Consider the following 578-nt stretch of genomic DNA (forward strand, 5'->3'; position numbering starts at 1 on the left):
ATAACTGGCTACTTGAGATCGCAGGCGGGAATTACTTCGTTTACATTAAACGCCTTTCCGCCAATGACACTGGCGCAACAGGTGGTCATCAGGTCGGGCTTTATATCCCTTCTGGTATCGTTGAGAAGCTATTTCCGTCTATCAACCATACCCGTGAGCTCAACCCTTCAGTCTTTATCACAGCACATGTGTCATCACATGACTGCCCGGACAGCGAAGCCCGGGCAATTTATTACAACAGCCGTTATTTTGGTAAAACCCGAAACGAGAAGAGGATTACACGCTGGGGAAGAGGCAGCCCTCTTCAGGATCCTGAAAATACCGGAGCCCTGACGCTTCTGGCTTTCAGGCTTAATGAGGACGGCGGGGACAGTACGGCTGTGGACATCTGGGTCTGCGTCAGCCCTGATGAAGAGGACATCATTGAGACGGCTATTGGTGAAGTGATCCCCGGAACGCTTATATCCGGGCCTGCCGGGCGAATCCTAGGCGGCCTGTCTCTGCAGCAAATGCCCGTTAATCATAAATACACTATCCCGGAGGACTGGCAGCAGCGCTTTCCGTCCGGAAATGAAATT

Annotated in this window: 1 protein-coding gene; it reads left to right on the forward strand. The window is 51.9% G+C overall.

Annotated features, from left to right (window positions below; all coding sequences use genetic code 11):
* Positions 1-578 (forward strand): EcoRII N-terminal effector-binding domain-containing protein (locus DB30_RS41065; RefSeq protein WP_276204434.1); only part of this gene is annotated, 578 nt, incomplete at both ends.

Origin of the sequence: Enhygromyxa salina (assembly GCF_000737335.2) — a bacterium.
Lineage (GTDB): Bacteria > Myxococcota_A > Polyangia > Nannocystales > Nannocystaceae > Plesiocystis > Plesiocystis salina_C.